Raw genomic sequence first — 25,323 nt, forward strand, 5'->3', positions numbered from 1 at the left:
GCACGGCCAGCTCGTCTGAACGCGCGCCGACGTCGAGGATGCCGGAGTTCAGCGCGACTCGGGTCATCGCGTCGCCTTGAGCAGATGGAACAGCAGCATCATCTGGGTCACCGCCAACGGGGTGCTGTGACCACCGGCGATCGCACCGAGCGCGTCGGTCATCTCGAGCCGGTCCTCGGTGAGCGCTCGCCAGAGCAGCTTCTCCGTCCGCGCGGACTCCTCGGGATCGACGTAGCCGTGCACGTGCAGGCTGTCCACCGGGCGCCCGTCGTGATCATTGGCCAGACCCATGTGCATGGTGGCGGTGATCTCGGGCCGCAGCACCGAGGTGAGATCGGGTTGGGGAATGTTGGGTCGCAGCAGCAGGGTCGCCGACAGCGGCGTATCCGGCGGGTCGTTGCGCTGCTCGATGGGTGCGAACCGCACCACCAGGTCGGCGAATGCCCGCTGCGGCAATACGAATTGCTGCGCGTCGGACTCCCGGTCGGCAAGTTCGGTCAGCACCTGATCGGGGGTGTACCCGCGAGACGCGCAGTCGCGCTGGGTCTTCCAGTCCCGACGGACGTTGTCATCCGGATCGAGATACACGGCGAGGTCGAAACACGCGCGGCACAGATTGGTGTGCAACGGCAGCAGGCCCTCGACAATGATGTAGTCGGCGGGATCTACCACGACAGGACGCAGCAACCGCCCGCTGGCGTGGTCGTATACCGGTTTGAGGACGGACTGCCCGGTGGCGAGCAACTGTAGGTGCTGGCCGAGGATGTCGAGGTGATTGCAGTCCGGGTGCAGGGGAGTCATCCCGTTGAGCGAGCGTTCGAGCCGATCGAAGCGGTGGTAATCGTCGGTCGAGATGGACAGGCACCGATGCGGCCCCAGCGTGTTGACCAATCCCGCGGCGACCGTACTCTTGCCCGAGGCGCTGTCCCCGGCAATCGCGAGTATCACCGGCCGCCGACGAGATCCCCGGTGATTGTCGAGGAATCGGACCAGTTTGCCGCGAACCACGAATCCGCCCGAGGCTCAGCCGGTTCGGCCCGACAGTGCATCCTCGGCGACATCCGCGACCACGGCGGGCGTCAAACCCATGTGTGCGGCGACCGCCGCGCCGGGTCCGCTCTCTCCGAAGCGTTCGATCCCGACGACTCGATCGCGGGGGCTCGACAGCGCCCGCCAACCGGTGGTGACACCTGCCTCGATCCAGACGACCGGCGCGTCCGGGAACCCGGCCCACGTGCCGTGCGATGTGCACTCCAGGCGCTCCCGGCACATCACCGATGCGACCGTGGTCGCCACGCCGCGTTCACCGAGGATTTCGGCGGCCTCGAGGGCAAGTCCAACCTCGGACCCACTGGCGGCCAGAACCACGTCGGCGGACTTGCCGCCGGACCGGACGATCCGCGCGCCGTGGGTACCGATATCGTCGAGCCCGTCGCCGCCCAGGGTCGGCAGATCCTGCCGGCTGAGGATGAGTGCCGTTGGCCCACTGGTATTTTCCGCGGCCAGCTGCCAGGCCATCGCGGTCTCCGCCGCGTCCGCAGGGCGCAGCACCGTCAGCCCCGGAATGAGCCGCAACGCCTCGATCTGCTCGATTGGCTGATGCGTGGGCCCGTCCTCCCCGACGTGCACCGAATCGTGCGTGAAGATGTAGACGACGGGCAGTTTCATCAACGCCGACAGGCGCAGCGCCGGCCGCAGATAGTCGGAGAACACCAGAAAGGTGCTCCCGAACGGACGCAGGCCGCGATGCAGCGCCATTCCGTTCATCACGGCCGCCATCGCGTGTTCCCGGATGCCGAAATGTATCGTGCGGCCGCTGAAGTCATCGGCGCTGACATCGCCGCCGGGAATCGCGGTATTGGTCGACCCGGCGAGGTCCGCCGATCCTCCGACGAGCCCCCGGTAGACTTCGGCCAGGGCGTTGAGGGCTTTGCCCGATGCCTTTCTGGTGGCCATCCTGTCGGCGACCGCCACGTCGCGGGCGCAGCGGCCGAGCGCATCTGCGGCATCGGTGGGCAGCGCGATTCGGTCCAGTGCGAAATCGGCGGCCAGCTCGGGATTGGCCGACTGCCAGGCGGTGTGGATGCGGGTCCATTCGGCGTGTGTGATGGTCCCGGCGGCGGCGAGCGCAGCCGCGCTGGCGCCGACCGCATCCGGTACCCGGAACGACTGGTCGGGCCAATCGAATCGCTTGCGCATCGCGGCGAGCGTGGCCGCGCCGAGCGGGCTGCCGTGCGCTTTCGGGGTACCTTCCACGCCCGGCGCGCCGAAGCCGATGGTGGTCTGGACCTGGATGAACGTGGGCCGACCATCGGACTCCATTGCCGAACGAAATGCCTGGCCCAGGGCTTCGGCATCGTTACCGTCCGGCACCGAGACCACTCGCCAGCCGTAGGCGGTGAATCGCGCAGCAGCGTCATCGGCGCACGAGTTCGACGCGGCGCCATCGATGGTGATGTCGTTGTCGTCGAAGATGACGGTCAGTTTGTCCAGGCCGAGGCGACCGGCCAGCGACGCGGCCTCATGGCTGAGCCCCTCCATGAGATCGCCGTCGCCGGCGAGCACCCAGGTTCGGTGGTCGACCACGGTGTGTTCAGCGGTGTTGCACCGCGCGGCCAGCATCCGTTCGGCGAGAGCCATCCCGACCCCGTTGGCGATGCCTTGGCCCAGCGGCCCGGTCGTGGTCTCCACCCCGGGGGTGTGGCCGAACTCGGGGTGTCCGGGTGTGCGTGAGCCCAGTTGGCGGAACTTGCGTAGTTCGGACATCGGCAGGTCGTAGCCGAACAGGTGCAGCAGCGCGTACAGCAGCGCCGACCCGTGGCCCGCGGACAGCACGAATCGGTCCCGGTCCGGCCACTGCGGGTCCGCCGGATCGTGGCGCAGGTAGCGCGACCACAGGGTCCAGGCGATGGTGCTGGTCCCCAGCGGGAGCCCGGGGTGGCCGCTGTTGGCGGCCTCCACCATATCGGCCGCCAGGAAGCGCAGGGTGTTGATCGCCAGCGCGTCCAATTCCGCTGAGTAGGAAGGTGTTTTGCGTTCGTTGGCCGCGGTGACGGTGTTCGTCGTGGTGGTGGTCATCCTGCGACGAGCCTTCCGGTCTGTTCGCCGGCCGCGGCGCGCAGTGCGGCCGCCTGCTCGGACATGGTGGATGAGTTGCTGAACAGGGCCGACCCGGCACAGAATGTGTCGGCGCCGGCCCGCGCCGCACGACCGATGGTCGCCGTGCCGATGCCGCCATCGACCTCGAGTTCGATGGGAAGCCCGCGTCGATCGATTTCCGTTCTGGCCGCGGCGATCTTGGATTCCATGCTGGCCAGGTACCGTTGGCCGCCGAAGCCGGGATTCACCGTCATCACGAGCAACAGATCGGTGCGGTCGAGTACATCGGCCACGGCGCACAGTGGGGTTGCCGGGTTGATCGCGACTCCTGCCTTGGCGCCGAGATCCTCGATGGCGCAAAGGGTTCGATGAAGATGCCGACATGTCTCGGCGTGCACAATGACGATCTCGCACCCGGCCTCGACCCAGCGCGCCAACATGGGATCGGGATCGTCGACCATCAGATGGGCTTCGAAGCCGATGTCCACCCGGTCCCTGCAGGCGGCGATGACATCGGGTCCGAAGGTCATGTTCGGGACGAACACACCGTCCATCACATCCCATTGGATCCGGTCGATTCCGGCATCCGCGATCGCGGTGACGTCGCGGCCGAGTTCGGTGAAATCCGCAGGCAGTACGGATGCGACCAGGGTCGCGGGGGGAGATGTCACGAGCAGAACCTCCTGAGGGCTGGATGCCTCACGACGCTATGACGGTATGCCCGTTGGCGACTCCCCCGAGTGGGGGAATCGAAGGTTGTTCCCCAATTGTGCGGTCGGTGACCTGCCAGGAATTCTTCGTACGGTTCCTTGCTGTCGCGTTTATGGTGAACACATGACGGCGGCAACGGCGGCAGTTCCGGTGCGGGTGGTACTGGTCGATGATCACGAAATGATCATCGAGGGACTCAAGGCGATGTTGGCGTCGTTCAAGAATCGTGTCCGTGTCGTCGGTGAGGCCGTCGGAGCGGAGAATGCGCTGGGCGTCATCGCCAGCCTTCAGCCCGATATCGTGCTCTGCGATGTACGCATGCAGGGGGCCAGCGGTCTGGATCTGTGCCGCACGATTCGGGAACGGGACCCGGACCGCAAAGTGGTTCTGCTCTCGGTGTACGAAGATGAGCAGTACCTGTTCCAGGCACTGCGAGCGGGTGCGTCGGGGTATCTGCTGAAAGGCATCAGCAGCGACGAATTGGTTCGTCAGCTCGAGTATGTGCAGGCCGGTTCGACCGCCATCGACGCCGGACTGGCAGCCCGGGCGGCCGATACCGCGGCGCGGCTGCAACGGGACGAGTTCTGGCCGGGCGCGCGGCACGGGTTGACCCAGCGGGAGAGCGAGATCCTCGCGTTCGTGGTCGCCGGGCTGTCGAATCGCGGTATCGCAGGCAAACTCGTGATCGGTGACGAGACGGTCAAGAGCCACCTGCGCTCCATCTACCGAAAGTTGGGCGTCGGTGACCGCACCGCCGCGGTCGCCACCGCGCTACGTGAAGGCATCTACCAGTGACCGGCCTGGTCCATGGGTTGGTCGATGAGGATCGCGAGGTCGAGCTATTGCTTGGCATCGTTGCGGCCACCTCGAGCGGCCCGGGAGTCGAGTCACTGGCTGCGGCCGTCGCGGAGCTGATCACTTCGGTCACCGCTTCCGACGTGTGCTTCGTGCACGTGCTGGACGATTCCGGACGCTCGCTCACCCTTGCGGGTGCGACGCCCCCGTTCGACGAACAGGTCGGTCTGATCACCATGCCGCTGGGCGAGGGCGTATCCGGCTGGGTGGCCAGTCATCGTGCGCCCGTGGTGATCACCGACAACAAGGACGAGGATTCGCGCTATGTGCCGATCGCGTCGCTGCGTGGTTCGGACTTCACCTCGATGGCCTCGGTACCGATGCAGACCGAACTCGGTGGGTTGGTTGGTGTGCTGAACGTGCACACCGTTGCCCGGCATGACTTCACAGGTCGGGACATCGAGTTGTTGCTCGCGATCGGAAGGCTGCTTGCCGGTGCGCTCGACCAGGCCCGGATGCACCGCCAGGTCGCGGCCCGCGAGCGGGCTCACGAGAACTTCGCCGAACAGGTGATTGCCGCACAGGAATCCGAGCGGCGCCGGTTGGCAGGCGATATTCATGACGGGATCTCGCAACGGCTGGTGAGCCTGACGTACCGACTCGATGCGGCGGCGCGGGCGGTCGGCGCATCCGACGGACCCGAGGCCGCCGAACAGTTGGAGAAGGCCCGCGATTTGGTGGATCTGACGCTGGCCGAGGCGCGCGCGGCGATCGGTGGGCTGCGCCCGCCGGTGCTGGACGATCTCGGTCTGGTCGGCGGGCTGGCCAGTCTGGCTTCGTCGATACCCGAAATCGATCTGGACCTCGAGCTGGCCGACCGGCGATTGCCCGAACACGTCGAGGTGGCGCTGTACCGCATTGCGCAAGAGTGTCTGCAGAACGTGGTCAAGCATGCGCGGGCCATGACGGCCAAGGTGTGGTTCGAGGTCGACGATGGCGGCACGGCGCGCCTAGAGGTCAGCGATAACGGCGTCGGTTTCGATCCAGCCCCGGACCGCGCTCCGACCAGCTACGGCATGCTGTCGATGAGTGAGCGCGCCGAGCTGGTCGGCGGCCAGCTATCGGTCCGTTCCCGCCCTGGTTGGGGCACCACGGTCACGGTGACCGTGCCGGTCGACGCGGCCGCCGATCACGCCGGTTGAAGCCTCTCGCGGCCCCGGAGCGCGTTGGCGTTCGCCGCGACATGACTGGCCAGCGCCCGCTGTCCGGCCTCGACCAAACCTTCGTCACCGTGCCAGGCCGCCAAGGCCGGCGACACCAGCGCTCGGCCGAACGAGAACGTCAGCGGCCACGGCGTGTTGTGGCTCTGCATCGCCGCGAGGTTGGCGGTGGCCCGCTCGGGCTCCTGCCCGCCAGAGAGGAACGCCACCCCGGCCAGCTCGGCCGGCCAGGCCCGGAGCACGGCGACGGTGGCCTCGGCCACCTGTTCCGGGGTGGCCCGGACCGGATGATCCTCGCCCTCGATCACCATGTTGGGCTTGAGCACAATCCCGGCCAGGTCCACGTTCATCGCGCGGAGTTGCTGGCGTACCGCGGCATGCACGCTCGCCGTGACTTCGGCGCAGCGCTCGAGGCTGTGTTCACCCGACATCAGGACTTCCGGTTCGACAATCGGAACCAGGTCGGCCTCCTGACACGCCGCGGCATACCGGGCCAGCGCACTGGAGTTCGCCGCGATGGCGCCCCAGCTGGGTCTTTCCTCGGTGATCGTGAATACCGCGCGCCATTTGGCGAATACCGCTCCCGCCTCGGCGTAGCCGGCCAGTCGGGCAGGCAGCCCGTCCAGCCCCTCGGTGATGGTTTCTCCCGGCAGGCCCGGGCACGGTTTGGCCCCGGTATCGACCTTGATGCCCGGCAGGATGCCGAGCGTCCGGATCGCCTCGGGGAAAGGTCGGCCGTCGCTGAACACCTGTCCCAGGGTCTCCTCGCACAGGATGACGCCCGATACCCCCGCCGCCAGATCGGCCGTGGTCACCAACAGCTCGCGATAGTCGCGGCGGCTCTCGGCGGTCGGCACCACACCCACCTGCTCGAGTCGCGTCGACATGGTGCTGATGCTCTCGTCGGCGGCAAGGATGCCCTTGCCGGGCATGGTCATGGCGGCCGCGGTCTCGTTACACGTACTCATCGGAACTCCTGTCCTTGATCGATTGAGCACAACGTAGGTCCGTCGAAACACGCCGACCTCACCCGATCGGAGGAATGCCCGGGGGTGGTTTAATAGTTAAGTATTTACTTCAGTTTCAACCCATTTCTATCGATAGACAGGTTTAATATTGGCTGCCACGATCGTTCGCATGGCAGATAGATGGAACGCGGGAGTCATTCCCTACGCAGAGATGGGCTACTGGCAGCCGGATTACGTCCCGAAGGAGTCAGATGTGCTGTGTGCCTTCCGGATTACCCCCCAGGACGGTGTGCCGCCCGAGGAAGCCGGTGCGGCCGTCGCCGGTGAATCCAGTACCGCGACATGGACCGTGGTGTGGACCGACCGGCTCACCACCTTCGAGCACTACCAGGCGAAGTGCTACAGCGTCGAGGCGGTGCCCAATGCCCCCGGGCAGTGGATCGCGCTGATCGCCTATGACATCGACCTGTTCGAGGAGGGGTCGATCGCCAACCTCACCAGTTCGATCATCGGCAACGTGTTCGGGTTCAAGCCGCTCAAGGCGCTGCGACTGGAGGATATGCGGATTCCCACGCATTACGTCAAGACGTTTCAGGGGCCCGCGCACGGCATCGTCATGGAGCGCGAGTATCTGGGCAAGTTCGGCCGACCGCTGCTGGGCGCGACCACCAAACCCAAGCTGGGCCTGTCGGCGCGCAACTATGGCCGCGTGGTGTACGAGGCCCTGCGCGGCGGCCTGGACTTCACCAAGGACGACGAGAACATCAACTCGCAGCCGTTCATGCGGTGGCGCGACCGGTTCCTGTTCTGCATGGAAGCGGTCAACCGTGCCCAGGCGGCCACCGGTGAGATCAAGGGGCACTACCTCAACATCACCGCGGGAACCATGGAAGAGATGTACGAGCGGGCGGATTTCGCCGCCGAACTGGGTTCCGTGGTGGTGATGATCGATCTGACCATCGGCTATACCGCCATCCAATCGATGGCCAAATGGGCTCGCGACAACAGCGTGCTGCTACATCTGCACCGTGCCGGGCACGGCACCTACACCCGGCAGAAGTCACACGGTGTGAGCTTCCGGGTGATCTCCAAATGGATGCGGCTGGCCGGTGTCGACCATATCCACGCGGGCACCGTCGTTGGCAAGCTCGAGGGTGACCCGAACACCACGGCCGGCTTCTACGACACATTGCGTCTGGACAGCATCCAGGCCGATCCGGTCAAGGGTCTGTACTTCGACCAGGAATGGGCATCGATCCCCGGCGTCATGCCGGTCGCTTCCGGTGGGATCCACGCCGGCCAGATGCATCAGCTGATCCACTACCTGGGTGAGGACGTGATCCTGCAGTTCGGCGGCGGCACCATCGGACACCCGATGGGTATCGCCGCGGGTGCCGAGGCCAACCGGGTCGCGCTGGAAGCCATGATCAAGGCCCGCAACGAGGGCCGGGACTACTACAAGGAAGGCCCAGACATCCTCAAGAAGGCCGCGGCCAAGAACCGCGCGCTGGACACCGCGCTGGCCACCTGGGGCGATATCACCTTCAACTACGAATCCACCGACACCCCCGACGCCGTCGCGACGCCGACGACCGTCTGACACGAAAGGAGCTCACACATGCGAATCACCCAGGGCACCTTCTCGTACCTGCCCGATTTCACCGATGAGGAGATCACCGCACAGATCAAATACGCACTGTCCAATGAGTGGCCGCTGTCGGTCGAGTTCACCGACGACCCCCATCCACGCAACACCTACTGGGAGATGTGGGGTCTGCCGATGTTCGACCTCAAGGATCCGGCCGGCGTGCTGCTGGAGGTCAACGCGTGTCGATCGGCGAACCCGAACAGCTACATCCGGCTGAACGCGTATGACGCGAGCCTGGGCCGACAGACGACGGCGCTGTCGTTCATCGTCAACCGGCCCGCCGAGGAGCCCGGCTTCCGGCTCGACCGCGCCGAGCGGGCCAACCGCCAGATCGGGTACACCACGCATTCGTATGCCACCGAACGTCCCGAGGGGGACCGGTACCGATCGGACTGACCGATGACATTGCAGACACCAAATAAGCCGCAATCCGCCGAGAACCCGCGCAGCTCATTCGGGTACCGGCCACGTCCGGCCCCCGGTCCGCAGCTGGACGGGGAACCGGACGTGCCCGCGGAGGACCTGCTGCCCCCGGGCGCGGTCGTCGACATTGCCGCCGCACGGAAGGATTCGGGCGTCGATGACGTACTGGCCGGACTCGATCGCGAACTGGTGGGATTGGAGCCGGTGAAAACCCGGATCGCCGAAATCGCCGCGCTGCTGCTCGTCGACCGGATGCGGGCCCGCTTCGGGGTCAATGCGCCCCAGCCAACGCTGCACATGTGCTTCACCGGGAACCCCGGGACGGGCAAGACCACCGTGGCGCTGCGGATGGCCGATCTGCTGCACCGGCTGGGGTATCTGCGGCGTGGCCACTTGGTCAGCGTGACTCGCGATGATCTGGTCGGGGAGTACGTCGGGCATACCGCTCCGAAGACCAAGGAAGTCATCAAGCGTGCGATGGGTGGCGTGCTGTTCATCGACGAGGCCTACTACTTGCACAAGGTGGAGAATGACCGCGACTACGGGTCGGAATCGATCGAGATTCTGCTTCAGGTGATGGAGAACCATCGTGCTGACCTGGTGGTGATTCTGGCTGGCTATGCGGACAAGATGGATCAGTTCTTCTCGGCCAATCCCGGAATGCAGAGCCGGATCGCCCACCACATCACCTTCCCCGACTACGCCGTCGGCGAGCTGGAGGACATCGCGCTGTTGATGACCGACGAGTTGGGCTATCGGTTCTCCGATGAGGCCCGCGAGGTCTTACGCCGGTATCTCGAGTTGCGGATCGACCAACCCTGGTTTGCGAATGCGCGCAGCGTGCGCAATGCACTGGAGCGGGCCCGGCTTCGGCACGCCCGACGTCTGCTCGCAACCGGGGGCGATGTCGGTTTGGCCGGGCTTTCCACCATCGAGCCGGCCGATATTCTGGCGAGCCGGGTGTTCGGTACCGATCCCGTCGACACCGTGGCAGGAGGGCGCCGATGACCACCAACGCGCGGCTGCGTGCGCTGGTCGAGCTCGCCGAAACCGGCTCGGTTCGCGGTGCCGCGGAGCGCCTGGTGGTGACCGAATCCTCGATCTCGTCGGCGCTGCGCGCGCTGAGCAACGACATCGGGATAGCCCTGGTGGACCGGCACGGCCGTGGGGTGCGGCTCACCCCGGCTGGGGAGCGGTACGTCGAGTACGCGCGCCGGATTCTCGGCCTGCACGACGAGGCGATCCTGGCCGCCCGCGGCGAAGCGGATCCGGAGCACGGATCGGTGCGGTTGGCGGCCGTCACGTCGGCCGGCGAGCTGCTCATCCCGGCAGCGCTGGCTTCCTTCCGGACCAGGTATCCCGGAGTCGTACTGCACCTCGAGGTCGCTTCCCGCAGCCTGGTCTGGCCCATGCTGGCGCGACACGAAGTCGATCTGGTAGTCGCCGGCCGCCCGCCCGAGGATCTGCGCCGGAAGGTGCGAATGCGGGCCGTGAGCCCGAACACCCTGGTCGTCGTCGGCGCCCCGGCGCTCGCCAAGGGGATCGACCCGGCCACCGCAACCTGGCTGTTGCGCGAGACCGGGTCGGGTACCCGGTCCACCCTGATGGCGCTGCTCGAGGATCTGGAGGTGACGCCGCCGCATCTCGTGTTGGGTTCGCACGGCGCGGTGGTCGCGGCCGCGGTGGCCGGGCTGGGCGTCACGCTGGTGTCCCGGCAGGCGGTGCTGCGCGAACTCGACGGCGGCGATCTGGTCGAGATCGCCGTGCATGGCACGCCGATCAGCCGGCCCTGGCACGTCGTCAGTCAGTTGTCGCCGACCATGTCGACCGAGCTGTTGATCGACCACCTGACGGCCAATCCCGGGCTTGGCTGGCGGCCGGCGAAGTCGGTGCAGCAGGCGTCCTGACCCGTCACCGCCGCAGCGTCTCCGACGGTGTCTCGCCCCAGCGCTTCCGGTACTCGATGGCGAAACTGCCGAGGTGGTGAAAGCCCCAGCGTTCGGCGACCGCGGTGACGGTGACCCCGTCCGACGGCACCGCGTCGATGAGTTCCTCGTGCACCCGGTCGAGGCGCCGGCTGCGCAGATAGGCCATCGGTGACATGCCCAGCTCGTCTCGAAAACCCTGCTGGATCGACCGCACACTCATGTGCACGCTCTTGGCGACGGCGTCCATCGTGACGCGCTCGGCCAGGTGGTCGTCGATGTAGTTCATCGCGTCCCGTACGACGGTACGGGATTGATCCGGCTGCGCGGGTTTCAGCAGTTCGCGGTGATACGTCGATGGCTGCAGCTGCAGCAGCGTGCTCATCACCAGCTCCTCGATCGCTCCGATGCCCTGACCACGCTGGATCAGCGAACCCGGATGGAACACCTCGGAGTGGATCAATTGGACCGCGGTGTGCCAGCGCATGGCAGCCTCGGTGGCCAGATCGAATTCGGGCTCGAACTCGAGCGGCTTGGTCAAGCTGCGGCCCAGCAGCCGGGTCAGGTGGGCGATCATCGGCTGCTGTTCGATGCGGATCAGCAATTGTGGGGAGTCGTAGTCGAGTCCCATTCGTAGCGGCGCTCCAGGGCTGGTCACCAGCGCCCGTAGGGTGTTGGCTTCGAAGGCGGTGTCCCGGTATTCCACCAGTGCGCGACCGTTCATCGGCATGTGCACGGCGAAGTATTCGCCAAGGGCGGGAACGTCGATGCGGGCCGGCGTGTGCAGGTCGAGGTACAGCATGCTGACATTGCGCAGGCGCACGCCGTGCAGCACCGCAGCAAACTCTGCCGCGGCGTCGTAGGCCACGTTCAGCGACAACGGAGCGAGGGCTTTGCCGACGAGTCGGGTGGCCTCGGCGGTGCTCTCGGTATAGAAGATCTCCTTGTCGGCAAGGGCCGGCGGCACGCCGCGGGAGCGCACCTTCCGGCGCACCGGGTTGCTGGTGCGCCGATCGTCGATGAACCCGATTCGGGTCAGCCGGGACAAGGCCGCCGCCTCACCCAGAATGTGCGGCTCAACTGCCGCGATGATGAGGATTTCGTTAAAGTGTCGGTGCCGATCATGCAAGCCTCGGAGGGGATGGGCGCGCGTCAACGCGTTCAACTTTGCGTAATTTTGACAGGTATTGCGTGAAAATGATAGGCAAGCGCCCGTCGGCTCGTTAAATTGTGATCGGAACCACATCCCTCATCCAAGTGTCGTCCAGCCCACGGGCCAGCCCGCCCGTACAGGACTTAGGAGGCCACGTGGTGGCAAACGGTCAGATTGTTGCGGTGTCGCCGGAGCAGCAACTCCGCGAGCGGTTGGCGGATCCGAGAGTTGCGGAATCGTTGAACAGGCTGCTCGATCATGCCGATCTGTTGGCTGTCCTGGTCGACGGACTCGACGGATTCGTCCGCCGCGGTGATGAGATCAGCGCGTCGTTGTCGTCGGCGGTCGATGAACTGCGCGGCCCGGTCGGGAGCCTCAGTGCTCGGTTCAGCGGGTTCGACGAGCTGAAATCGGTGGACCGGCAGGGTTTGGCGGACAGTGTGAGTTCACTGGCCGCGGCCCTGGTGGCCGCGATGCCGGCGATGAACAAGATTCTGCAGTCCCCGCTGATGGATCCGCAGGCTGCCGAGGTGCTCGCCGGGATGGGTACCGCCCTGGTCCAGGGGAAGGCCGCGGCTGAGGCCGACCCGGGTGGGCCCAAAGGGCTGTTCGGGCTCTGGCGGGTGTCCAAAGACAAGGACATTTCCCGGGGTTTGGGATTTCTCGTTCAGGTGGCCCGCGCATTCGGCCGACAGCTCCCACATGACTGAATCAATCAGACTGATAACCGTAACCAAATAGCCGACACAGTTTCTGTTCAGCCCAACAGGAAATGTGGCCGATTCCCGGTCGCATTCCGAGAGGAGAATCATGGCATCCGTTTTGTGGTTCCAAGGTGGCGCGTGCAGTGGTAACACCATGTCCTTTCTCAACGCCGAGGAACCCAATGTCGTCGATTTGATCGTCGACTTTGGACTCGAGTTGCTGTGGCATCCTTCGTTGGGGTTGGAACTCGGCCAGAATGCCCAGAAAGTGTTCTGGGACTGCGCCCGCGGTGAGCGTCCACTCGACATCTTCGTATTCGAGGGCACCGTCATCGAGGCACCCGATGGGACCGGGCGGATGGATATGTTCGCCGATCGAGCCATGAAGGATTGGGTCACCGACCTTGCCGGGGCGGCACAGGTGGTGGTGGCCCTCGGTGACTGCGCCTGCTTCGGCGGTATCCCGGCGATGGAACCCAACCCTTCGGCGTCCACCGGACTGCAGTTCCACAAGCGGAACAAGGGCGGCTTCCTGGGCCCTGACTTCCGCTCGAAGATGGGGCTGCCGGTCATCAACATTCCGGGCTGTCCCGCGCACCCGGACTGGATCACCCAGATCATCGTGGCGTTGGCCACCGGCCGCGCCAGTGACATCGCGCTGGATGAATTGCACCGTCCGGAAACATTTTTCAAGACATTCACACAGACCGGATGCACGCGCGTGCAGTTCTTCGAGTACAAGCAGTCCACCTTGTCGTTCGGCGAGGGCACCCGAACCGGTTGCCTCTTCTACGAATTCGGCTGCCGCGGGCCGATGACCCATTCACCGTGCAACCGCATTCTGTGGAATCGGCAGTCCTCCAAGACCAGGGCGGGCATGCCGTGCCTGGGCTGTACCGAACCGGAGTTCCCGCACTTCGACCTGGCGCCCGGCACGGTGTTCAAGACGCAGAAGGTCAGCGGGATGATCCCCAAGGAAGTGCCCGAAGGTTCCGACCACCTCACCTACATGGCGCATGCGGCGGCCGCGCGGATCGCTGCGCCGCAGTGGTCCAAGGAAGACATGTTCGTGGTGTAGCGGCGCGCCGCGCACTCCCGACGTCGCCCACACCCGACATAGCCAACGTGGTCAATCGAAAGGACCTGTGAACAAATGACCGAACTCGATCTTTGGGTCAGCCCGCTGGGACGTGTGGAGGGCGATCTCGACGTGCGCGTCACCGTCGATTCCGGGGTGGTTACCTCCGCGTGGACCGAAGCCGCGATGTTCCGTGGCTTCGAGATCATCCTGCAGGGTAAGGATCCCCAGGCCGGCCTGATCGTGTGTCCGCGCATCTGCGGCATCTGCGGTGGCAGCCACCTGTACAAATCCGCCTACGCGCTGGACACCGCGTGGCGGACGCATATGCCGCCCAACGCCACGCTGGTCCGCAACATCTGCCAGGCCTGTGAGACGTTGCAGTCGATTCCGCGGTACTTCTACGCGCTGTTCGCGATCGACCTCACCAACAAGAACTATGCGAAGTCCAGCCTGTACGCCGAGGCCGTCCGCAGGTTCGCCCCCTATGTCGGCACCAGCTACCAGAAGGGCGTGGTGCTGTCGGCCAAACCCGTCGAGGTGTACGCGATCTACGGTGGCCAGTGGCCGCATTCGAGCTTCATGGTGCCCGGGGGTGTGATGTGTGCCCCGACCCTGTCGGATGTCACCCGGTCCATCGCGATCCTCGAACACTGGAACAACAACTGGCTCGAGGGGCAATGGCTGGGCTGCACCATCGACCGGTGGCTGGAGAACAAGACCTGGGAAGACGTGCTGGCCTGGGTCGACGAGAACGAGGCGCAGTACAACAGTGACTGCGGGTTCTTCATCCGCTACTGCCTGGACGTGGGTCTGGACAAGTACGGCGCCGGCGTTGGCAACTACATCGCCACCGGCACGTACTTCGAACCATCCCGCTACGAGAACCCGACCATCGAGGGCCGCAACGATGCGTTGATCGGCCGCTCCGGCGTGTACGTCAACGGTGACTGGCACGAGTTCGATCAGGCCAAGGTCACCGAGGACGTCACGCACTCGTTCTATGCCGGTGACCGGCCACTGCATCCGTTCGAGGGGGAGACCATCCCGATCGATCCGGAACAGGGCCGCAAGGACGGCAAGTACAGCTGGGCGAAGTCACCCCGCTATGCGGTGGGCGAGCACGGGAACATCCCGCTGGAGGCCGGGCCGCTGGCGCGGCGGATGGCCGCGGGCGCACCCAACGCCGCGGCGCATCAGGACTACGATCCGCTGTTCGTCGATATGTACAACAAGATCGGCCCCAGCGTGATGGTGCGTCAGTTGGCACGTATGCACGAGGCCCCCAAGTACTACAAGTGGACCCGCGAGTGGCTCGATCAGCTGGATCTGCGGGAGAGCTTCTACACCAAGCCGGTCGAGCATGCCGAGGGTATGGGGTTCGGCGCCACCGAGGCCGCACGCGGTGCTCTCTGCGACTGGATTGTCATCGAGGACAGCAAGATCAAGAACTACCAGGTGATCACGCCCACGGCGTGGAACATCGGTCCGCGTGACGGTGATCAGGTCCTCGGGCCAATCGAGCGAGCGCTGGTCGGATCGCCCATCGTCGATCCCGAAGACCCTGTCGAACTCGGCCATGTGGCAAGAAGTTTCGATTCCTGCCTGGTGTGCACCGTACACGCCTACGATGGGAAGACCGGTAAGGAGCTGTCCAAGTTCGTTATCAACGGAATGGTGTGATCTGCCCTTGAATTCACCGTCAAGCCAGAGCCATGTCGACATCGAAGCCCCCGGGTGCGCGGTGCTCGTCGTCGGATGCGGGAACCTGCTGCGAGGTGACGACGGGGTGGGTCCCGTTCTGGTGCGTCACTTATGGGAGCGGGGTGCTCCCGAAGGCGCGCGTCTCGTAGACGGCGGTACCGCCGGCATGGACGTGGCGTTCCAGATGCGCGGTGCCGGCCAGGTCGTCATCGTCGATGCGGCGGCCACCGGCGCTGCACCGGGCACCGTTTTCCAGGTGCCCGGTGCCGAACTGGCCGAGCTGCCACCACTACAGGGGTTGCACACGCACTCGTTCCGATGGGACCACGCCATCGCATTCGCGCGCTGGGCGCTGGGCGACGATTGTCCGACCGACATCACGGTCTTCCTGATCGAGGCCCAGTGCGTCGACTTCGGTGCCGATCTCTCCGAACCCGTACAGGCCGGAATGGATGCCGTGATCGAACGCATCGAGGCCGATTACTTTGCGCCGCTGCGACCTCCGGGTGCCGATGACGTCAGCGTCGAGTTCAGCGCCGACGGCGATCTGCGTCTGGACTCGGCGTTGGCCGCCAGTCGCTTCCCGTCCGACGCGGTTGCCGCGGTGCTGCGCGGCGACGATCTCTGGTTGATCCCGCTGCGAGGACCACGCAGCGGTGGCCTGCTGCTCAAACAGCGCAACCCGAAGGGTGACCGGTCGGTTCTGGTCCGCGAGGTTCTGCAGGGCCGTTCGGTGGCGGGACCGCGATCGGCATCCTGGGATGACCAGCAGAAAGCACTGTGTATTGCGCTCGGGGTGCCGCCGGAGTCGCGAAGGTGATCCTGATGGTAGGGCAATCGCCGGATGAAGATTCCCCGGAACGCCCCCGCGCCGAGGCCCGGTCGAAGCGTTCGACCGACGATGCCCTCAGCGTCGACGCCGTGATTGTCGAGGAACATCGTCGGTGGGCCGTCGACATCGTGGTGGTGTTCGCCGACGGGGTGGTCCGGCACCGGATCAGTGTCCATCCCAGTCGACGACTCGCCGAGATCTCCGCCGACCTCATTCGGCGTACCGCCGAACGTAATATCTGTGGCCCACTGAATGGTTCGAGCTGATGACCACTGCCCCCGATTTCACCGAGTTGGTCACCACGCTGCCCCGACCGCAGCCCATCGGCACGTTCCCGCTGCCGCTGGGCTACCTCCTCATTCCCAACGGCCCGGGAGCCGACGAGGCGCGCACCGCATTGCTCGATGGCCACGAGCCCGCGACCTGGCCGGATTCGTTGCGGGCGCACGAACTGGCGCACCGCGGTGAGGTCGATCAGGCCGTTGCGCTGCTGGTCGACGACGATCCCGTCACCCGCTACAACCGATTCGTACTGGATCCCGAAGGTGTTGACACCGACCAGCTTCGCGGTGACCTTGGGCGCTTCGGTGTGCTGGTGGATGTGGTGCTGTTCACGCTGGGTCGCATCGATGACCCGCCTCGGGACGAGGGGACCGACGGTGAGCTGACCGCGGTTGTGCTGGCCGCGCAGGCCAGTCATCTTTTGACGCAGGGTGATTCGGACGGCGCGGCCAATGTGCTGGAACGCGCGGCGCAGGCCGTGACTGCGGACTCGCCACGCCTGGCGGGTGTGCTGATCGGATCCGCGGGTGCGATCGGCGCCGACACCGCCGACACGGTCGCACAGGCTCGCCTGGAGCGGGCGTTGCGGTTGCTGGACGGGGCGGATGGCCTGCGCATCGGCCGCGCCGAAATACATCTGAGTTTGGCCGGACTGTTTCATCACCGGGCAGTGCAGAATCCGGGCCTGCTGGCCCAGGCGATACCGCACTACCACTCGGCTCTGCAGTTGGTGTTGCGCGACGAGGCCCCGCTGGTATGGGCGTCCGCACATGCCAACCTGGCCACCGCCTATCTGACCATGCCGATGGTGGAGGCCTCGGATCAATTGCGTCTCGGCGTCGCCGCGAACTCGTTGCGTTCGGCGCTCAAGGTCTATACGCCCCAGGACTATCCGGAGCAGTGGGCCAGCGTTCAGCTCAATCTGGCGAACTCGCTGGTGTACACGCCGTCGAAACATCAGGCCGACAACCTGGTGGAGGCCGTGGAACTGTACGAGGCGGTGCTGGCCGCGCGTGATCGGGACAGCGACCCGCTGGGCCGCGCACGGGTGCTCACCAATCAGGGCAACGCGCTGGCGCACCTCGGTGCGTTCGATCAGGCCAAGGCCAAGCTCTACGAGGCGCGGTTTCTGTTCGAAGAGCAGCAGGACCACGAATCGGTGCGGACGGTGCGCGGAGTGCTCGACGAGGTGGCCCGCCAGGTCGCGTTGTTGCGGACCGCGGCCGAGGCCGACGGAGTGGCCGAACGATGACCACGATCCTCGAACCCACTCTGGAGGAGCTGGCCAAACGCGTCGACGACGCGATCACGGCGCTGGCCGACCTCGACCCCGCGGCGCGTGCCGTCGCCGAGGAACTCAAGGCAGCCCTCGAGGCCGTACACCGCGCGGGCCTGGTGACCATGGTCCGACGGATGCGCGCCGACGATGCCGCGCGGGCCGTGCTCTTCGACCTGGTCGATGACCCGGTGGTGCACCTGCTGCTATCGCTGCACGAGATCGTCCGCCCCGACCCTGTCACGCACGCGAATCGGGTGTTGGTCGCGGTGCGGCCACAATTACAAAGCCATGGCGGTGACGTCACGTTGGTGCGCATCGAAAACGGTACCGCGTTCGTCCGACTGGAGGGTGCCTGCAACGGCTGCTCGATGTCGTCGGTAACCCTGCGCAACCTGGTCGAGCAGGCGCTCGTCGAGGGCGTCCCGGCGGTATCCGGGGTCGAGGTGTTGCCCAATGAGCCCTCGCCCACGCTGATTCCGCTCGAATCACTACGGATCGGGCCGAACCCGTCGCTCGAGGGTTGGGCCGATGCGGGTCCGGTGACCGATGTGCCCGACGGCGGCCTGATAGGCCGCAGCCTGGTGGCCGAGTCCGGTGAACAGGCCGAGGTCGTCATCGTCAGCCTGGGACGGCGACTTTCGGCCTACCGCAACGAATGCGCGCACGAAGGGTTGCCGTTGGACAACGCACTCGTGGACGTCAACAACGGAACGTTGACCTGCCCGTGGCATGGATTCTGCTACGACGCATCGTCGGGGGAGTGCCTGAGTGCCCCCGAGGCGCAACTCGAGCCGTTGCCGCTGCGGATCGACAACGGAACCGTCTGGATCCGGGTGCGGGAATGAGTCGGCTGGTCGTCCGACACAACATCACCGGATTGCGGACGCGACCGGCGGAGGTAGTAGACCGCACACTGGCCGGCGGCTGGTCCGCCGAGGTGTGGCTGGGAGCGCCCGCACCCGGCGGGCTTGCGCTGCCGCCGGCCAGCCCGAGCATGGCCTGGATGTATTCGCCGCGCGGTGTGTTCCTCGGGGCCGACCACCTGGTGGTCGCGGACTCGGGCAACCATCGCGTCCTGGTATGGCAGGGCATCCCGGTCACCGATGAGCAGCCGGCGGATGTTGTGCTGGGACAACCGGATGGATCGACCGAGGGCCCGGCGGCGGGAGGGCGCGGTCCCGAACGGGGGATGCACCTGCCGACCGGCGTATTGGTGCACGACGGACGATTGATCGTCGCCGATGCGTGGCACCACCGGATCCTGGTATGGGATGAGGTTCCACACCGTAGTGACGTCGCACCGGATCACATTCTGGGACAGCCGGATTCATCCGCGGTGCAGCCCAACGCCGATGGTGAGTGCTCGGCGTCGTCGATGTACTGGCCGTTTGGCATCGCGATCGTCGGCGGGTCGTTCTGGGTCGCCGACACCGGTAACCGTCGGGTGCTGGGGTGGCGCCGCGGCGTTCCCGAACCGGGGCAACCCGCCGATGTCATTCTCGGTCAACCGAGTGCCGCGGATCGCCAGGAGAACCGCGGCGGCGTGGCCGGGCCGGCCAGCTTCCGCTGGCCACACGCCATTGCCGGGCGAGATGACCTGCTGTTGATCGCCGATGCGGGCAATCACCGGGTGCTGGGCTGGACCCCGCACCCCGAATCCGACAAACCCGCGGACCTCCTCATCGGGCAACCCGATTTCGCCTCGGCCGCGGAATGGCCCTACGGCCCGCACACTGGTGATCGGTTCCGTTTCCCGTACGCGGTTTGTCTGGACAGCGGCGCCGGCGACGAATGCTTCGCCGTCGCCGATACGGCGAACAACCGAATACTGTTGTGGGACGGTGTGCCCCGCGATGGGCGAGCTGCCGATCATGTGCTGGCGCAGCCGGACTTCGCCTCCAATGGCGAGAATCGCTGGACCTCGGTGCAGCGTGACACGCTGTGCTGGCCGTACGGCATGTCGCTGCGGGGGGACCGGTTGGCCATCGCGGACTCCGGAAACAATCGCGTCACCGTCTGGCGGCGGACGTGAGGACCTCCATCGTGTCGGGGCCGTCTGCCCGGATCTGCCGGCGCCGTTTCACCGTCGTCGGTGTGGTGCAGGGTGTCGGGTTTCGCCCGTTCGTGCATCGGGTGGCCACCGGGCTGGGCCTGACCGGATTTGTCGGCAACGATTCGGCCGCGGTATTCATCGAGGTGCAGGGTCCGGTGGCCGCGGTCGACGAGTTCGCGCAGCGCCTCGTTGCCGACGCCCCGCCGCTGGCCACGATCAGCGAACTGTCCGCGGCCGAGTTGTCGGCGCAGGACGGTGACGGGTCCGGCTGCTTCTACATCGTCGCCAGCCAGTCCGCGGCCGGCGCCCTGACCGCGATTCCACCGGATATCGCGACGTGTGACGCCTGTGTCCGGGAGCTGTTCGAGCCGGCCGATCGTCGGTACCGGCATCCGTTCATCACCTGTACGGACTGCGGTCCGCGGTTCACCATCATCCGGGAGCTACCGTACGATCGCCCGGCCACCACGATGGCCGGGTTCCGCATGTGCGCACGATGCGACGCCGAGTACCACGATGTCACCGACCGGCGGTTCCATGCGCAACCGGTCGCCTGTCCGGACTGTGGTCCGACGCTGTGGTTCCAGGACGGCCCCAACCGTACGGACGGCTCGGATGCGGCCGTAACGGCGGCGCAGCGGGCGCTCGCCGAGAGTAGAATTGTCGCAATCAAAGGGATCGGCGGCTACCACGTGAGCTGCGCCGCCGGAGACGACGCAGCGGTGACTGCGTTGCGCCGCCGGAAGGCCCGTGGAGGCAAACCTTTCGCCATCCTGGTGCGAGATCTCGACGTTGCGCGACGATACGCGGAGATCGACGACCATGAGGCCGCAATTCTGTCCAGTCGGCAGCGACCGATCGTGCTGTTGCGCCGCCGCCGGGATGCGCCCATAGCGGATGCGGTGGCGCCGGGTAACCCGTGGATCGGCGTGCTGCTGCCCTACACGCCGGTGCACCATCTGCTGCTGGCACCCGCCCCGGGGACAGCGCACCGGGTTCTCGAGGCGATCGTCCTGACCAGCGCGAACCGCTCCGACGAGCCGATTTGCTACTCCGCCCAAGATGCGGCACAACGACTTCCGGAGCTGTCCGACGCGGTGCTCGACCACGACCGGCCGATCCATGTGCCGTGCGACGACTCGGTGGTTCGGGTGGTCGATGGGCGCGAACTGCCGATCCGCCGGTCCCGGGGCTTTGCCCCGCTGCCGGTAGATCTCGGCCGCGACGGGCCGGCCGTGCTCGCCGTGGGCGGGGAACTGAAGAACACCTTCTGCCTGACCGACGGCCGGCGCGCCTATTGTTCGGCGCATATCGGCGATATGGGCACATTGGAGACGCTGCGCGCGTTCGAGCACTCGGTCGGTCAGATGTCCACCATGCGTCGGTCGCCGACTCGGCTGGCCGCCGACCTGCACCCGAGCTACCTGACTCGCGGCTGGGCCGAACGTAATGCCGGGGCGCGGCCCCTGGATCTGGTGCAGCATCACCACGCCCATGTCGTGTCGTTGTTGGCCGAGCATGGGCGGCTGGGCGAGCCGATTGTCGGAGTTGCCTTCGACGGCACCGGGTTTGGCACCGATGGCGCGGTATGGGGTGGCGAGATTCTGGCGCTGGGCACCGACAGCCGGCGTTTCACTCGGGTCGGTCATCTGGCCGCGGTACCGATGCCCGGCGGGGACGCGGCGGTGCGCAACCCGTGCCGGATGGCGTTGTCGCACCTGTGGTCGGCCGGGATCGAGTGGACTCCGGACCTGGCGTCGGTGCGCGCGCTGTCCAGCTCCGAACTACGTCTGCTGAACTCGCAGTTCGGCAGCGGAGTGGGATGCGTGTCCTGCACCAGCATGGGGCGGCTGTTCGACGCCGTCGCATCATTGCTCGGCGTGCGGCACACGATCGAGTACGAGGGGCAGGCCGCGATCGAACTCGAGTATCTGGCGGAAACTGCGGCACCGGCTTCGGCTTCAGGCGCCGTGCCGACGTTGGCACTGCCGGTGACCGCCGACGGTATTCTCGATCCGGCCCCGCTGATCCGGGATATCGTGGCGCAGTTGCGCGCTGGGGCCGGTACGGCCGAACTGGCAGCCGCGTTCCACCGAGCCGTCGCTGTCGCTGTCGCGGATATTGTTGCCCAGGTCAGTGTTTCAGGACAGCTGGTCGGACTTACTGGCGGAGTGTTCCAGAATGTGTTGCTGCTGCGCGCTTGCCGGAGTCTGTTGGAAGGGTCGGGGTTCGAAGTACTGGTACACCGGACCGTCCCGCCCAACGACGGCGGGCTGGCGCTGGGGCAGGCGGCGGTCTCGGTGCTCACCGCTCGCGATGAGCAGCAGGCCATGATCGAGGAGGGCTGATCGAATGTGTTTGGGGATTCCCGGCCGGATCACCGAAATCTGGGACGAGGCCACCGGGGCACGGATGGCACGGGTGGCTTTTCCCGGGGAGGAGAAGCTGGCGTGTCTGGCCTACCTTCCCGATCTGCAGGTTGGTGACTACACCATCCTGCATGCCGGCTTTGCACTGACCAAGATCGATGAGGACACCGCGAGAGTCACCATCGCGACGATGACCGAATACGGCGTCTTCGGTGAGGAGGTGTCGTGATGGACACGGTGGTCGAGAATGCCGTGGATGCCGATCTGGCGGCAGATCTTGCCGCTGCCGCGTTGACTCTGGCCAGAAGGTTCTCCGCGGGTGGCACCATGTGGTGTGTATCGCCGGCCTGGCAGCCGCATGCGCAGCACATCGCCGTCGAGTTCGTGCATCCGGTGATCGTCGGTAAGCGGGCGCTGCCCGCCGTCGCACTGACCGGTCCAGATTTGATTGACGTGGTCCGGGTTTCGGTGCGTCCGGGTGACATCGTGATCGCGGTGGCCGACTCCGCCGACGCCGACGTGCGGTCGATCATGCGCCGCGCCTCGGCCTGGGGTGCCACCGCGATCTGGATTGGCAACGGGGTGCGCCCGGCTGCCGGCGCCGCCGATCACGTGCTGTGGCTCGACGATCCGGACCCGCGGATACCCGCGACCGGCGGCTTCGTACTGCTGTATCACGTGCTGTGGGAGCTGACCCACGTCTGCTTCGAGCACCCGGGTCTGCTCAATATCGACGACTGTGCCGGGGAAACCTGTGTGGTGTGCAGCGACGAGGGGCGGCTCGCCGAAGTGGTTGCCGCGTCCAGTGAGCATTCGGCCCGGGTCCGCACAGCCGAGGGCTCGGAGTCGATCGAGACCTCGTTGGTGGGGCCCGTCGACGCGGGGGATCTGCTGCTGGTGCATGCCGGTATGGCAATCAGCCGGGTCGAGGAAGAGGTGAGTTCGTCATGACCGCACAGGATTCCGGTGCCAAGACGCCCGAGGAAGCCACCAACTTCCTCTATCCGTTCATCGATTCCGAGGAACACGACCCGCAGGCCCTGCTGGTAGATCTTGCCCAATCGGCACAGGCCAAGGCCGCCGAAAGTACCGCCTTGCGGCGATCCACGCTGGCGGCGAGCGGCGAGCTCGTGGAATCGGCGGGCGCGGAGTTGGCGCGGCGCTTCGCGGCCGGGGGACGGCTGTTCACCTTCGGCAACGGCGGTAGCTCAACGGATTCCGCGACGCTGGCTGCGCTGTTCGCCAGGCCGCCGGTCGGGGATCCACTGCCGGCCTGGTGCCTGACCGCCGATCAGGCGATTCTGACGGCGCTGGGCAACGACGTCGGATTCGAGTTGGTGTTCGCCCGTCAGCTGATCGCCCGGGCCAAGGCGGGCGATATCGCCGTCGCCTTGTCGACCAGTGGCAGCTCGGCGGATCTGACGGTGGCGTTGCGGGAAGCCAAACGTCGGGGCATGTACACCATCGGGTTCGCCGGATACGACGGCGGCGCTTTTGCCACCAGCCCGGATGTGGACACCTGCTTCATCGTTAGATCGCAAAGTGTGCACCGTATCCAGGAGGCCCAGGCGCTGCTCGGCTATCAACTGTGGTCGTCGGTACACGAGAAGGGGGCGGTGGTCGCATGAACAGATCCGTGGGCGACTATTTGGACGCTGGACCCGGCTTTGCCGAAGGTGAGGTCATCGAACGTATCGAGGCGTTCCGGCGGCGCAGGCCCCGGCTACGCGACGATATTGTCACGTTGGCGCACGGCGCGGGTGGCAAGGCGTCGGCCGCCCTGGTGGACGCGGTGTTCGTGGAGGCGTTTCGCAACCCACAGCTGGAATCGCTGGGTGACGGTGCCGTCGTCGCACTGCCGAGTGGTGAGCGGTTGGCGCTGTCCACCGATTCATTTGTGGTGCAGCCCTTACGGTTTCCGGGTGGTTCCATCGGACACCTTGCGATCCATGGCACGGTCAATGACCTCGCGATGACAGGCGCCATCCCATCCTGGATCAGCGCCGCCTTCGTGCTCGAAGAGGGCTTCCCGATCGATGAACTCAAGGAGATCGTGGCGGATATGGCGGACGCGGCCGCCGGGGCCGGCGTCGCGATCGTCACGGGTGACACCAAAGTGGTGCCCAAGGGCGCCGCGGACGGACTGTTCATCACCACGGCCGGGGTTGGCGCCATTCCGGTCGGCCGCGAGCTCTCTGCGGCGTCGGTTCGCCCCGGCGACAAGGTGCTGCTGTCGGGATCGATCGGCGATCACGGTATGGCGGTGATGCTCGCGCGCGGTGACCTCGAGCTCGAGGCCGACATCCACTCCGATACCGCCGCGGTCAGCGAGTTGGTCGAGGTGCTACTCGCGGCGGCGCCAGCGACCAGGTGGCTGCGCGACCCGACCCGTGGTGGCGTCGGCACGGTGTGTAACGAATTGGCCCGGTCGGCCAACGTCGGCATCGTGCTCGATGAGGAGCGCCTGGTGGTGCAACCGATGGTGGCCGGGGCGTGCGAAATGTTGGGCATCGACCCGCTGTACGTGGCCAACGAGGGCAAGTTTCTCGCGGTGGTGGCGCCTGACGAGGCCGGGGCCGCGCTGGCTGCCCTGCATGCGCATCCGCTGGGCGCAGAGGCCGCCGAGGTCGGCGAGGTGACCGAACAGCCCGCGGCAACCGTGGTACTGCGTACCCCGTTTGGGGGTACCCGGATCGTCGACATGCTGGTAGGAGATCCATTACCCCGAATTTGTTGAGACAGCCCTGCGAGCACACCCCGGCGCAGCCCGCCGGTGCGTAGAGAGGAAGGGAGGCGACGCTCATGTGTCTCGGAATTCCAGGCCGAATCGTCGAGATCACCGATCCCGCGAACTTCATGGCGAAGGTCGACGTGAGCGGTGTGAAGCGCACCATCAGTGTGCGCCTGCTCGAGAAGGACATGCCCGAACCCGACGATTGGGTGTTGGTCCACGTCGGATTCGCGATGGCGAAGATCGATGAGCGCGAGGCCTTGCTCACGCTGGCCGCGGTCAAGAAACTCGGCGATGCCTATGACACCGAACTCGAAGCATTCGACTCGTCGTCGATCATCTGAAAGGA

At 66.1% G+C, this 25,323-nt stretch carries 25 protein-coding genes; 20 read left to right on the forward strand and 5 right to left on the reverse strand.

All coding sequences use genetic code 11. The annotated features are described in order from the left end of the window. Positions 1–63: 63 nt before the first annotated feature. The 3 genes from AC5Y3P_RS04050 to rpe form a co-directional block, all read right to left on the reverse strand. Entirely contained in the window at positions 64–948 is an 885-nt protein-coding gene (locus tag AC5Y3P_RS04050; protein ID WP_500044620.1) for a phosphoribulokinase, read from the reverse strand. A gap of 75 nt (positions 949–1,023) precedes the next feature. After that, positions 1,024–3,078: a transketolase gene (gene tkt, locus AC5Y3P_RS04055; RefSeq protein ID WP_500044621.1), complete on the reverse strand. Its 2,055-nt coding sequence runs from the start codon at positions 3,076–3,078 to the stop codon at positions 1,024–1,026. Continuing rightward, entirely contained in the window at positions 3,075–3,770 is a 696-nt protein-coding gene (gene rpe / locus AC5Y3P_RS04060) for a ribulose-phosphate 3-epimerase (RefSeq protein ID WP_500044622.1), read from the reverse strand. Before rpe ends, tkt begins: the two co-directional genes overlap by 4 nt. Positions 3,771–3,933: 163 nt before the next feature. On the opposite strand from rpe, the gene AC5Y3P_RS04065 reads away from it, so the two are divergent. Further along, entirely contained in the window at positions 3,934–4,605 is a 672-nt protein-coding gene (locus AC5Y3P_RS04065; RefSeq protein WP_126334643.1) for a response regulator, read from the forward strand. A gap of 5 nt (positions 4,606–4,610) precedes the next feature. Next, a complete protein-coding gene (locus tag AC5Y3P_RS04070) occupies positions 4,611–5,807 on the forward strand; it encodes a GAF domain-containing sensor histidine kinase (RefSeq protein WP_316517319.1) in 1,197 nt (398 codons plus the stop codon). Here the strand turns inward: AC5Y3P_RS04070 and AC5Y3P_RS04075 are convergent. Then, a complete protein-coding gene (locus tag AC5Y3P_RS04075) occupies positions 5,795–6,793 on the reverse strand; it encodes a class I fructose-bisphosphate aldolase (protein WP_500044623.1) in 999 nt (332 codons plus the stop codon). The genes AC5Y3P_RS04070 and AC5Y3P_RS04075 overlap by 13 nt on opposite strands. Positions 6,794–6,962: 169 nt before the next feature. Here AC5Y3P_RS04075 and AC5Y3P_RS04080 point away from each other — a divergent pair, with 169 nt between their 5' ends. From AC5Y3P_RS04080 to AC5Y3P_RS04095, 4 genes are read left to right on the forward strand one after another with little or no spacing between them, the layout of a single operon-like run. After that, on the forward strand, positions 6,963–8,393 hold the full coding sequence (locus AC5Y3P_RS04080) for a form I ribulose bisphosphate carboxylase large subunit (RefSeq protein ID WP_316510473.1): 1,431 nt from the start codon (positions 6,963–6,965) through the stop codon (positions 8,391–8,393). A gap of 18 nt (positions 8,394–8,411) precedes the next feature. Next, on the forward strand, positions 8,412–8,837 hold the full coding sequence (locus AC5Y3P_RS04085; RefSeq protein WP_316510472.1) for a ribulose bisphosphate carboxylase small subunit: 426 nt from the start codon (positions 8,412–8,414) through the stop codon (positions 8,835–8,837). Positions 8,838–8,840: 3 nt separating this feature from the next. Next, positions 8,841–9,872: a CbbX protein gene (gene cbbX / locus AC5Y3P_RS04090; RefSeq protein ID WP_500044624.1), complete on the forward strand. Its 1,032-nt coding sequence runs from the start codon at positions 8,841–8,843 to the stop codon at positions 9,870–9,872. Continuing rightward, positions 9,869–10,771: a LysR family transcriptional regulator gene (locus AC5Y3P_RS04095; protein ID WP_500044625.1), complete on the forward strand. Its 903-nt coding sequence runs from the start codon at positions 9,869–9,871 to the stop codon at positions 10,769–10,771. Before cbbX ends, AC5Y3P_RS04095 begins: the two co-directional genes overlap by 4 nt. Positions 10,772–10,775: 4 nt before the next feature. On the opposite strand, the gene AC5Y3P_RS04100 is transcribed toward AC5Y3P_RS04095, so the two are convergent. Beyond that, positions 10,776–11,837, reverse strand: coding sequence for an AraC family transcriptional regulator (locus AC5Y3P_RS04100; RefSeq protein WP_500044626.1), 1,062 nt, complete (start codon positions 11,835–11,837; stop codon positions 10,776–10,778). 263 nt (positions 11,838–12,100) lie between these two features. Here AC5Y3P_RS04100 and AC5Y3P_RS04105 point away from each other — a divergent pair, with 263 nt between their 5' ends. The 14 genes from AC5Y3P_RS04105 to AC5Y3P_RS04170 all read left to right on the forward strand — a co-directional run bounded on the left by AC5Y3P_RS04105 (position 12,101) and on the right by AC5Y3P_RS04170 (position 25,318). After that, positions 12,101–12,652, forward strand: coding sequence for a DUF1641 domain-containing protein (locus tag AC5Y3P_RS04105; RefSeq protein ID WP_500044627.1), 552 nt, complete (start codon positions 12,101–12,103; stop codon positions 12,650–12,652). Between the two features lie 100 nt (positions 12,653–12,752). Further along, the gene (locus tag AC5Y3P_RS04110; protein ID WP_126336907.1) at positions 12,753–13,724 is read left to right on the forward strand and encodes an NADH-quinone oxidoreductase subunit B family protein; all 972 of its coding nucleotides are present in this window, start codon (positions 12,753–12,755) and stop codon (positions 13,722–13,724) included. Between the two features lie 75 nt (positions 13,725–13,799). Further along, positions 13,800–15,407, forward strand: coding sequence for a nickel-dependent hydrogenase large subunit (locus tag AC5Y3P_RS04115; protein ID WP_126334635.1), 1,608 nt, complete (start codon positions 13,800–13,802; stop codon positions 15,405–15,407). Beyond that, the gene (locus tag AC5Y3P_RS04120) at positions 15,355–16,248 is read left to right on the forward strand and encodes a hydrogenase maturation protease (RefSeq protein WP_126336906.1); all 894 of its coding nucleotides are present in this window, start codon (positions 15,355–15,357) and stop codon (positions 16,246–16,248) included. Before AC5Y3P_RS04115 ends, AC5Y3P_RS04120 begins: the two co-directional genes overlap by 53 nt. Positions 16,249–16,253: 5 nt before the next feature. After that, positions 16,254–16,526: a hypothetical protein gene (locus tag AC5Y3P_RS04125; protein WP_316510466.1), complete on the forward strand. Its 273-nt coding sequence runs from the start codon at positions 16,254–16,256 to the stop codon at positions 16,524–16,526. Beyond that, complete coding sequence (locus AC5Y3P_RS04130) at positions 16,526–17,794, forward strand: hypothetical protein (protein WP_500044628.1); 1,269 nt, start codon at positions 16,526–16,528, stop codon at positions 17,792–17,794. Before AC5Y3P_RS04125 ends, AC5Y3P_RS04130 begins: the two co-directional genes overlap by 1 nt. Beyond that, positions 17,791–18,666 carry a NifU family protein gene (locus AC5Y3P_RS04135; RefSeq protein WP_500044629.1) on the forward strand — a complete coding sequence of 292 codons (876 nt, stop codon included), beginning with the start codon at positions 17,791–17,793 and terminating at the stop codon, positions 18,664–18,666. Before AC5Y3P_RS04130 ends, AC5Y3P_RS04135 begins: the two co-directional genes overlap by 4 nt. Then, a complete protein-coding gene (locus AC5Y3P_RS04140; RefSeq protein ID WP_126334631.1) occupies positions 18,663–19,853 on the forward strand; it encodes an NHL repeat-containing protein in 1,191 nt (396 codons plus the stop codon). Before AC5Y3P_RS04135 ends, AC5Y3P_RS04140 begins: the two co-directional genes overlap by 4 nt. A gap of 11 nt (positions 19,854–19,864) precedes the next feature. After that, positions 19,865–22,222, forward strand: a complete 2,358-nt coding sequence (gene hypF / locus AC5Y3P_RS04145; RefSeq protein ID WP_500044630.1) for a carbamoyltransferase HypF — start codon at positions 19,865–19,867, stop codon at positions 22,220–22,222. 4 nt (positions 22,223–22,226) lie between these two features. Next, complete coding sequence (locus AC5Y3P_RS04150; protein ID WP_126334629.1) at positions 22,227–22,472, forward strand: HypC/HybG/HupF family hydrogenase formation chaperone; 246 nt, start codon at positions 22,227–22,229, stop codon at positions 22,470–22,472. After that, positions 22,472–23,194: a HypC/HybG/HupF family hydrogenase formation chaperone gene (locus tag AC5Y3P_RS04155; protein ID WP_500044631.1), complete on the forward strand. Its 723-nt coding sequence runs from the start codon at positions 22,472–22,474 to the stop codon at positions 23,192–23,194. The genes AC5Y3P_RS04150 and AC5Y3P_RS04155 overlap by 1 nt, the downstream gene beginning before the upstream one ends. Further along, positions 23,191–23,871 carry a D-sedoheptulose-7-phosphate isomerase gene (locus AC5Y3P_RS04160; RefSeq protein WP_126334628.1) on the forward strand — a complete coding sequence of 227 codons (681 nt, stop codon included), beginning with the start codon at positions 23,191–23,193 and terminating at the stop codon, positions 23,869–23,871. The genes AC5Y3P_RS04155 and AC5Y3P_RS04160 overlap by 4 nt, the downstream gene beginning before the upstream one ends. Then, positions 23,868–24,980 carry a hydrogenase expression/formation protein HypE gene (hypE, locus tag AC5Y3P_RS04165; protein WP_500044632.1) on the forward strand — a complete coding sequence of 371 codons (1,113 nt, stop codon included), beginning with the start codon at positions 23,868–23,870 and terminating at the stop codon, positions 24,978–24,980. The genes AC5Y3P_RS04160 and hypE overlap by 4 nt, the downstream gene beginning before the upstream one ends. A gap of 65 nt (positions 24,981–25,045) precedes the next feature. Further along, entirely contained in the window at positions 25,046–25,318 is a 273-nt protein-coding gene (locus AC5Y3P_RS04170) for a HypC/HybG/HupF family hydrogenase formation chaperone (protein ID WP_126334626.1), read from the forward strand. The last annotated feature ends 5 nt before the right edge of the window (positions 25,319–25,323 follow it).

This window comes from Mycobacterium sp. NGS45 (assembly GCF_059812645.1).

Bases quoted from the DNA above. Each gene is read 5' to 3' on its own strand.
- AC5Y3P_RS04140 (WP_126334631.1), top strand. From the start codon at position 18,663: ATGAGTCGGCTGGTCGTCCGACACAACATCACCGGATTGCGGACGCGA.
- AC5Y3P_RS04080 (WP_316510473.1), top strand. From the start codon at position 6,963: ATGGCAGATAGATGGAACGCGGGAGTCATTCCCTACGCAGAGATGGGC.
- AC5Y3P_RS04170 (WP_126334626.1), top strand. From the start codon at position 25,046: ATGTGTCTCGGAATTCCAGGCCGAATCGTCGAGATCACCGATCCCGCG.
- AC5Y3P_RS04160 (WP_126334628.1), top strand. From the start codon at position 23,191: ATGACCGCACAGGATTCCGGTGCCAAGACGCCCGAGGAAGCCACCAAC.
- AC5Y3P_RS04085 (WP_316510472.1), top strand. From the start codon at position 8,412: ATGCGAATCACCCAGGGCACCTTCTCGTACCTGCCCGATTTCACCGAT.
- AC5Y3P_RS04110 (WP_126336907.1), top strand. From the start codon at position 12,753: ATGGCATCCGTTTTGTGGTTCCAAGGTGGCGCGTGCAGTGGTAACACC.
- AC5Y3P_RS04150 (WP_126334629.1), top strand. From the start codon at position 22,227: ATGTGTTTGGGGATTCCCGGCCGGATCACCGAAATCTGGGACGAGGCC.
- AC5Y3P_RS04095 (WP_500044625.1), top strand. From the start codon at position 9,869: ATGACCACCAACGCGCGGCTGCGTGCGCTGGTCGAGCTCGCCGAAACC.
- hypE (WP_500044632.1), top strand. From the start codon at position 23,868: ATGAACAGATCCGTGGGCGACTATTTGGACGCTGGACCCGGCTTTGCC.
- AC5Y3P_RS04120 (WP_126336906.1), top strand. From the start codon at position 15,355: ATGGGAAGACCGGTAAGGAGCTGTCCAAGTTCGTTATCAACGGAATGG.
- AC5Y3P_RS04135 (WP_500044629.1), top strand. From the start codon at position 17,791: ATGACCACGATCCTCGAACCCACTCTGGAGGAGCTGGCCAAACGCGTC.
- AC5Y3P_RS04075 (WP_500044623.1), bottom strand. From the start codon at position 6,793: ATGAGTACGTGTAACGAGACCGCGGCCGCCATGACCATGCCCGGCAAG.
- tkt (WP_500044621.1), bottom strand. From the start codon at position 3,078: ATGACCACCACCACGACGAACACCGTCACCGCGGCCAACGAACGCAAA.
- AC5Y3P_RS04125 (WP_316510466.1), top strand. From the start codon at position 16,254: ATGGTAGGGCAATCGCCGGATGAAGATTCCCCGGAACGCCCCCGCGCC.
- AC5Y3P_RS04130 (WP_500044628.1), top strand. From the start codon at position 16,526: ATGACCACTGCCCCCGATTTCACCGAGTTGGTCACCACGCTGCCCCGA.
- AC5Y3P_RS04115 (WP_126334635.1), top strand. From the start codon at position 13,800: ATGACCGAACTCGATCTTTGGGTCAGCCCGCTGGGACGTGTGGAGGGC.
- AC5Y3P_RS04155 (WP_500044631.1), top strand. From the start codon at position 22,472: ATGGACACGGTGGTCGAGAATGCCGTGGATGCCGATCTGGCGGCAGAT.
- cbbX (WP_500044624.1), top strand. From the start codon at position 8,841: ATGACATTGCAGACACCAAATAAGCCGCAATCCGCCGAGAACCCGCGC.
- AC5Y3P_RS04065 (WP_126334643.1), top strand. From the start codon at position 3,934: ATGACGGCGGCAACGGCGGCAGTTCCGGTGCGGGTGGTACTGGTCGAT.